This window comes from Flavobacteriales bacterium, from assembly GCA_013001705.1.
In the GTDB taxonomy this organism is placed as follows: Bacteria; Bacteroidota; Bacteroidia; order Flavobacteriales_D; family JABDKJ01; genus JABDLZ01.
In genome coordinates, this window is sequence record JABDLZ010000160.1 from 1 (window position 1) to 6,856 (window position 6,856).

Sequence of the window (6,856 nt, forward strand, 5' to 3'; positions counted from 1 at the left end):
GTGTAGTGATCTCCCGCTCCTCATCGGTCATGGCATATTCATAGGCTTCTTCCAGATGCTCGACCATCCGTTGGGCGCTCATGCTACCCCATTTCGGTTTGGTGTCTTCCTTCAATTTGGCCAAGGCCTTTGTGAGATTCTTCGCGCTCACTTCCATGAATGGACTTTTCTTCTGTACCATGGTCAGTATGGTCGCTACAGCCACGAGTTCATCGTCTGTATCGAATACCTCCACAAACCACTTGACAATGCCCGATGGATGTTCCTTCCCTTTAGCATCACGCTCCCGCTTCTCCTTACAGGTCAGACGCACATAGAGCGTGTCGTTGTGGTAGATCGGTCGAGTGAAGCGGCAGTCTTCCAGACCATAGTTGGCTGCTACTGGTCCTTTATTGGGATAGACGAAGAGCCCGGCTGCCATCGAGATGATGAAATATCCATGGGCCGTCCGCTTCTCAAAAATGCTTCCATCCAGACTCGTGATATCGGTATGGGCATAGAAGTGATCCCAGGTTAGATTGGCGAAGTTGATGATGTCTGTATCGGTGACCGTCCGCTTGTGGGTCTTCAGGCTCATGCCCGGTCGGATGTCCTCGAAATGATAGGCAAAAGGATGTTTCTCGGCCTCCTTATAGGCTGCATTGGCCTGGTAGATTCCTGTGACTTCAGATAAGGTGGTCGGAGATCCTTGAATGGCGCAGCGTTGCAGATAGTGTTTGACACCGCGCACACCGCCCATTTCTTCTCCACCGCCTGCTCTTCCAGGGCCACCATGGACCAGGGTCGGTAGGGGAGAACCGTGACCGGTACTTTGCTTGGCAGAATCCCTGTTGAGGATCAGGATACGGCCGTGATGACTTGCTGCTCCAATGGTGAATTTTCTCGCTATGCTATCATCTGCTGTAGTGATGGAGCAGACCAATGATCCTTTCCCCATCTTGGCCAACTCGATGGCGTCATCGATTCCATTGTAGGGCATCAAGGTACTCACCGGACCGAATGCCTCTACCTCATGAACGGCCCTATTTGTATGGGGGTTCTTTTCCAGCATAAGGATAGGAGAGAGGAATGCACCTTTCTCAGCATCAGCACCGATGGTCTCAACTTTCTGAGGGTCTCCATAGACGATCTCTCCGGTAGCAGTGATCTCTGCTACCCGCTCTCTGACCTCGGCCACCTGGTCCATACTGGCCAGGGCACCCATGCGCACCTGCTCATGGGTGGGGTCACCGATGGTGACCTTGCCGAGGGCCTTGCCCAAGGCAATCTGTACATCCTCGACCAGGTTCTCAGGAACAAATATCCTGCGGATAGCGGTACATTTCTGTCCGCACTTCACGGTCATCTCCTTGCGCACCTCCTTGATGAATATGTCGAACTCGGGAGTACCAGGTACCGCATCCTCTCCCAGCACGGTGCAATTGAGAGAATCGGCCTCCATATTGAAGGGTACGGATTCTTCGATGATCCGCGCATTGGACTTCAGCATTCGCCCTGTAGTGGCGGATCCTGTGAAGGTGACCACGTCTTGAGACTCCACTGTGTCCAAGATGCTATGAGCAGAGCCACAGATCAATTGAAGTGCCCCTTCTGGTAGAATTCCACTGGCGATGATCTCACGCACGACAGCTTCGGTCAGGTAACTCGTTTGAGTGGCGGGTTTCACGACAGCTGGGACTCCTGCCATCCAGTTCACAGCGCATTTCTCGAGCATGCCCCATACCGGGAAGTTGAAGGCGTTGATGTGGATGGCCACACCTTCTTTGGGTACCATGATGTGATGACCCATGAATGACCCTCCTCGACTCAGGTCGATGGGTTCTCCATCCACATGATAGGTCTGATTTGGGAAGTTCCTGCGCAGAGAAGCATTGGCAAAGAGGTTGCCGAATCCCCCTTCGATATCTATCCAAGAATCGACTTTGGTCGCACCGGTCTTGTAGCTGATCTCATAGAACTGGTCTTTGCGCTTGGTGAGATAAAGTGCGAGTTTCTTCAGCATGACTCCTCGTTCCCAAAAAGTCATCTTGCGCAGCGCTTCTCCATGATCTCGTCCGTATTGCAGGATGTCTCCAAAGTCCAATCCCTTGGTGGTAGCCGTAGCCACGAGCTCACCATTCACGGCATTGTGAAGCGGTGTTCCATCTCCATCTCCGGGAGTCCAGTTGCCGAGTACGTAGTTTTCTAGTTTCATATCAATTAAAATGTGAATGAAAATCTAAATCAAAATGACACGGATCGTCTTTTGTCATAATGAGCCGATCATTTTGATTCTCATTTTGATTTTGATTGATGCCCATGTTTTTTCTGAGCATTCAATATCATTCGAGCACTTATCGCCATTAATTCCGAGACTTCTTCCAGGAGTACATTGATCTCATTCGAAGATTCACCGTGGTCCAATATCTTGAGATTCACTCTGCACTCCCTGAGTTCCTTGTGAACTAAGCTCATCTTGAAAATGAAGTCTTTCGGAGTCAGCGTTCCTTGTGCTTCTCCATAGTTCAAGGCAGCTCCCCCTGATGATCGGAGTAATTGATGCCCATAGTACTTATTGACATCTGATTTCTCGATTCTCATATACCAGAGTTTCACTTCCCCGGCAAAACGAACCAATCGATCTTCATAATTGTAGATATTCTCGGTGAAATCGCTGACGTTCAGAGTCTCGGTCGAATCAACCAGAGTATCATATAGCTTTTCCTCTTCCATTTTCAGTCAAATTCTCATTTAGATTTTGATTCAATAGAATGTCTTCTTGTCCTTGGCCATCATCCTCAACAAGCCACAGCATCTATAACGCGGATCATGGTAATGATCAAATAGGGTATCCAATCGCTCGACCACCGTAGATATCCCGATCTCATCAGCCCATGCGAGTAGTCCTTTGGGGTAGTTGACACCTTTGGTCATAGCCGTCTCGACATCTTCTTTGGATGCAATGCCGTACATCACAGCATCAGCAGCTTCATCGATCAGCAGTGCGACTATGCGGTCTACGATCTCTTTGCCCAGAGTCTCATCGGTCTTGGGTCGAGGCAAAGAGTTGCTCTCGGAGTAATCATAGTATCCTCTACCTGACTTCCGTCCGAGATAACCCGCTTCAGCGAGTCTTTTCTGTGTGAATGCGGGCTTATAACGCGGGTCATAATAGAATGCCTCGAAAACAGACTCGGTCACGGCATAGTTCACATCATTTCCGATGAAATCCATCAACTCAAAGGGTCCCATGCGGAATCCTCCGATCTCCTTCATGGCCCAATCGATGGTGGCGTAATCCGCGATTCCTTCTTCAGCGATGCGTAATGCCTCGGAGTAGAAAGGACGGGCCACCTTGTTGACAATGAAACCCGGTGTGTCCTTGGCTATGACCGTTAGCTTGTCCCATGAGTCGATGATCGTACGCGCTTTGGTACTTGTTGATTCGCTGGTCTGTACTGCAGGAATGATCTCTACCAACTTCATCAAGGGTACTGGATTGAAGAAATGGATTCCAATGAATCGCTCAGGCTGTTGGCATGACGATGCGAGAGATGCTATACTCAGCGAGGAGGTATTACTTGCAATGATGCAGTCATCTGAAACAATGGATTCTACTTGCTGGAAGACGGACTTCTTGATCTCCAGATCCTCGATGATCGCTTCGATGACAAGATCACACTCTGCGAAGGACTGCATGGAATTCACGTAGTCGATCTTGGATTGGATATCCGTCTTCTTACTCTCGTCCATTCTACCTTTCTCTATCAACCTGGAAAGGAGCTTCTCTAATTTGCCTTGGCTGATATCCAGTGCATCCTGCCGAGTATCGAATAGCCTGACATTCCAGCCATACGTGGCTGCCACTTGGGCAATTCCACTCCCCATGGTGCCAGAGCCGATGATTCCGATGGTCATAGTCGTGATTCGTTATGGTGCGAAGGTATCTCTTCCACTAGATGAGCTCGATGGTGCGTGCGTGCTCTTGTGCTTCCTGCATATCTCCGACCAGATAGATTGGCCGATTCTTATGTGCCAAGATCAGCTCCTTGACTCGGTCGGTCCGCTTCACATGATCCACTGCCCGTATGTAGATAGCCTGGATCTGTTCTGGAAATTCTTTAGCTATATGCAAGTAGATATCGGCATCCAATTCGGCCGCATCGCCCAGCAAGATGAAGGGTAGATGGGGGTACATCTTGAGGATCTGTACGACATGCTTATACTTGGCTCCTTCAAGGAAAGGATGAGCCTTCTTCATAGTTTTAAGACCGAAATCGCGCAATAGAAGCGTCCCCTCAGGAAATGAGTGGTGTTGCAGGAAGGTGCTGAGGTACTCGTGCAGATTCCATGGGCTATTGGACACGTAGAAGACCGGATTCTGTTCTTTGGCAGTGGGTCCTTTGTGAAGTGCTGAGTAGAATCCAGCCGCTCCATTCAATGCTTTACGTTCGTAACTATGAGCGGCTACACTATTGACCATTAACCGCCATTTGAAGCGACTGCTTACTCCTGTATGGATGACGGTGTCATCCACATCGGATATGATTCCGAATCGAGCATTTTTTCCAGGTTGCATGACCCGGGTCAGGATATTGAAAGGGTCCTGTCCTGCAAGGCTTAGAGAGAACTCGACCGGTAGCCACTGCATGCTTTCTGGGCGCTCTTCGAAATCATGGCTATCATCGATTTCTACATACCCTTCTCGGTCACTGATCAACTCTATCCTTTTTTCCTTCAATGTGGCCCTGACCAGCACATCGGACCATTCATCGCTTTCAAATCGCTTGAAACTATTCCAGATGTTGCGCAGTTTTCCATCATCCTCAGTGTAGGCGATCCCCTCATCTTCGAGCACCCGGGCCCGACAGATCATCTGGGTATCATTAGCATATCCACCGAAGGGCATGATGTGAACTGGGTCTTTTTTGTCGAGGATACGGGAGATGAATCGCATGGTCAGAAGGAAATCACCGTAAACACTTGAAATAGTCGAATGGCTCCAGGCAGTCATTGCATTGGAAGAGGGCTTTACAGGCTGTAGAACCGAAAGCTGAGACCAATTTGGTGTCCGTGGATTTACAACGGGGACACGGTACCTGGTTCCCTGTACCCGTCAAAGCGGCTTTATCGGCCGACTCATCCAGCGGTGCAGCTATGCCATACTCTTCCAGTTTTCGCTTCCCTTCTTCGCTCATATCATCCGTGGTCCAAGCGGGTGATAGGACTAGCTTTACTACTGCCTCGAATCCATTGCGTGCAAAGGCGGTTTTGAGATCATCCGAGATCGTGTCCATGGCTGGACAACCTGAATAGGTAGGAGAGATGTGCAATAGGATCTTCTTCCCATCGCGCTCGACCTTGCGCATGATACCCAAGTCGATTACGGTCAACACCGGGACCTCCGGGTCATGGACGGTATCTAGGATGGACCTGATCTCAGGTTCGATATGTTCAATAGTCGATTTCACTCCTTTGCTACGTATTGCTGAGATAGAGGAGGAGCCGTAGGAATTCGAAGTGGGTGGTCCGAATAACAGTCAACTGTTAAGCAAGACCCATCCATTACCACACCATGTCGGGATAGGCCCGTTGCATGTATTGGATCTGAGCTAGGATATATCCCATGTGCTCTGTGTGTATGCCACGCTTTCCTCCCGTTATAGCAGCCGGGCCTTCTGGGATGGTCAAGGTCGATTCTTTCAGTACATTATCTGTGGTCTCTTTCCATTCTGTACGAATGGATTCGAGGTCAGCTCCAATACCCGCTTCCTTCATTTCTCGCTCTACTTCTGTCTCTTCAAAAAGCTCATGACCTAGTCGGTAGAGATGGTCCAAAGCATCTTGCGCTCTTTGGTGACTCTCTTCTGTGCCATCTCCCAATCGCTTTACCCACTCGCTGGAGAAACGCAGGTGATATGCTGCTTCTTTTTCACCTTTAGCTCCTATGGCTGCCAAGGTCTTATCCGAACTCTGCATCAATGCTCTCATAAGAGGATAATGGAATGCATCGAAGAGGAATTGCCGGACGATCACATGAGCGAAATCCGTATTGGGCTGTTCGACCAGGTGCACGTTCAAGTACTCATGCTCATAGCGTAGAAAGGCGATGGTGTCTTCATCTCCTTCTCCAGCAATCTCACCTGCGTATTGGAAATAACTTCTGACCTGCCCAAAGAAATCCAAGGAGTGATTGGTCAGGGCGATGTCGGTCTCCAGATTGGGACCATGCCCACATAGCTCGCTCAGTCGATGACCGATGATCAATGAATTGTCTCCCAGCATAAGGAGATATTTATAGAGTTGGTCCTTCATCAGATATGCTTCAATTCGTCTGGTAGGTCATAGAAGGTAGGATGTCGATAGACCTTATCCTTGGCCGGCTCGAACAGCTCACCCATATCCTCTGGATTGGTCGCGTGGATATGCTTGGACTCCACCACCCAGATGCTCACGCCTTCTTGTCTACGTGTATATACATCACGTGCGTTCTCCAAGGCCATTTCCTCGTCAGAGGCATGAAGACTCCCTACATGGCGATGCTCCAGTCCGTTCTTACTGCGGATGAAGACTTCCCAGATGGGCCATTGTTTCTTTTCACTCATTGCATTCGTGTTTCTGAGTTGCGGGGTTTAGGCGCTAGATGGTCTCGTGAAAGAGTCAACTCACATACCCAGTAACCCAACAACTTGTCTCAGGCTACTTTTGATTCCTTCCGTTGTGATTTCTTCTCGGCATAGGCTACAGCCGCCTCCCTTACCCAAGCACCTTTGTCCCAAGCGTCATTGCGCGCTTTCAAACGTTCTCGGTTGCAAGGTCCATCACCTTTGACCACCTGCCAGAATTCATCCCAGTCGATCTCACCGAAGTCATAAGC

At 49.5% G+C, this 6,856-nt stretch carries 8 protein-coding genes; all 8 read right to left on the minus strand.

The features are described from left to right. Nucleotides 1–2,194 (minus strand): phenylacetic acid degradation bifunctional protein PaaZ (gene paaZ / locus HKN79_06620; GenBank protein ID NNC83232.1); only part of this gene is annotated, 2,194 nt, incomplete at its 3' end. A gap of 80 nt (nucleotides 2,195–2,274) precedes the next feature. After that, nucleotides 2,275–2,712 (minus strand): four helix bundle protein, encoded by a 438-nt coding sequence (locus HKN79_06625; GenBank protein ID NNC83233.1) that lies wholly within the window; start codon nucleotides 2,710–2,712, stop codon nucleotides 2,275–2,277. A 30-nt stretch (nucleotides 2,713–2,742) separates the two neighbouring features. Continuing rightward, the gene (locus HKN79_06630) at nucleotides 2,743–3,897 is read right to left on the minus strand and encodes a 3-hydroxybutyryl-CoA dehydrogenase (protein NNC83234.1); all 1,155 of its coding nucleotides are present in this window, start codon (nucleotides 3,895–3,897) and stop codon (nucleotides 2,743–2,745) included. Between the two features lie 37 nt (nucleotides 3,898–3,934). Continuing rightward, nucleotides 3,935–4,936: a DUF2183 domain-containing protein gene (locus HKN79_06635; GenBank protein ID NNC83235.1), complete on the minus strand. Its 1,002-nt coding sequence runs from the start codon at nucleotides 4,934–4,936 to the stop codon at nucleotides 3,935–3,937. Between the two features lie 13 nt (nucleotides 4,937–4,949). Then, nucleotides 4,950–5,450 carry a phenylacetate-CoA oxygenase subunit PaaJ gene (gene paaJ, locus HKN79_06640; protein ID NNC83236.1) on the minus strand — a complete coding sequence of 167 codons (501 nt, stop codon included), beginning with the start codon at nucleotides 5,448–5,450 and terminating at the stop codon, nucleotides 4,950–4,952. Nucleotides 5,451–5,544: 94 nt separating this feature from the next. Further along, entirely contained in the window at nucleotides 5,545–6,294 is a 750-nt protein-coding gene (gene paaC, locus HKN79_06645; protein ID NNC83237.1) for a phenylacetate-CoA oxygenase subunit PaaC, read from the minus strand. Next, the gene (gene paaB, locus HKN79_06650) at nucleotides 6,294–6,584 is read right to left on the minus strand and encodes a 1,2-phenylacetyl-CoA epoxidase subunit B (protein ID NNC83238.1); all 291 of its coding nucleotides are present in this window, start codon (nucleotides 6,582–6,584) and stop codon (nucleotides 6,294–6,296) included. The genes paaC and paaB overlap by 1 nt, the downstream gene beginning before the upstream one ends. 89 nt (nucleotides 6,585–6,673) lie before the next feature. Continuing rightward, the coding region (paaA, locus tag HKN79_06655; GenBank protein NNC83239.1) for a 1,2-phenylacetyl-CoA epoxidase subunit A at nucleotides 6,674–6,856 on the minus strand (183 nt) is incomplete at its 5' end.

Bases quoted from the DNA above. Each gene is read 5' to 3' on its own strand.
- paaC (NNC83237.1), bottom strand. From the start codon at position 6,294: ATGAAGGACCAACTCTATAAATATCTCCTTATGCTGGGAGACAATTCA.
- paaB (NNC83238.1), bottom strand. From the start codon at position 6,584: ATGAGTGAAAAGAAACAATGGCCCATCTGGGAAGTCTTCATCCGCAGT.
- HKN79_06625 (NNC83233.1), bottom strand. From the start codon at position 2,712: ATGGAAGAGGAAAAGCTATATGATACTCTGGTTGATTCGACCGAGACT.
- HKN79_06635 (NNC83235.1), bottom strand. From the start codon at position 4,936: ATGCGATTCATCTCCCGTATCCTCGACAAAAAAGACCCAGTTCACATC.
- HKN79_06630 (NNC83234.1), bottom strand. From the start codon at position 3,897: ATGACCATCGGAATCATCGGCTCTGGCACCATGGGGAGTGGAATTGCC.